Annotated in this window: 1 protein-coding gene; it reads left to right on the top strand. The window is 39.4% G+C overall.

Translation table 11 applies throughout. The features are described from left to right. Positions 1 to 690: hypothetical protein (locus CQA58_RS08340; protein WP_170126784.1), on the top strand; the 690-nt coding region annotated here is incomplete at both ends.

The raw sequence follows: 690 nt of genomic DNA, 5'->3' as shown, positions 1-690 counted from the left end.
CAGAGAGCAAAAGTGGGACAATCACAGGAGCTGTAACCACAGATAGTGGAGCTATAACAACTATTGATTTTTCAAATGGAAGTAATGTTAAGTCTTTGAATCTTCAAGGAGCAGATAACACAATTACCACTATCTCTTCAAATGGAAGTAATAACACCCTTAACCTTGATACGACTAGAAATGGTGTGAGTGTGGGAGTAACCAATGCCATTTCAGGAGCAAATAGTCTAACTATTGCTTTGGGTGGAGCAACAGACAAAAAAGTGGAGCTAACACTTAATAACGCCAATGGGGATAGCACACTCAAAGCCCTCACATTGGCAAATGCTTCAGCAGTGGAAGAAAATGTGCTAAATCTCAATACTAGAAAAACCACAATTGCTGACAATCTCTCTATCGATTCAGGTAAGGGGATGACTATCAACCTAGCTGACAATACAGAATTAGCTAGTGGGATTGCAAACTCAGGAAATACAATTATCAACTTCAATGGCACTACTTCTTCCAAACTCACAGGAGATATCTCCACAGATGGAAGCACAAAAACCACGACATTTAATATCGCAACTGGTGGAAATGGTGTTATCAATGGAAGCATTACCCTAAGTAATAGTGGAGCAAATAATGCAACTATTGGGGAAAATGGAACTCTCACATTGCAAGGTGAAAACAATCAGCTCACAAGTGTAA

Origin of the sequence: Helicobacter brantae (assembly GCF_003364205.1) — a bacterium.
In the GTDB taxonomy this organism is placed as follows: domain Bacteria; phylum Campylobacterota; class Campylobacteria; order Campylobacterales; family Helicobacteraceae; genus Helicobacter_G; species Helicobacter_G brantae.
The sequence above is the reverse complement of the archived record's forward strand: the minus strand, read 5'-3'. Positions and strand labels throughout refer to the sequence as shown.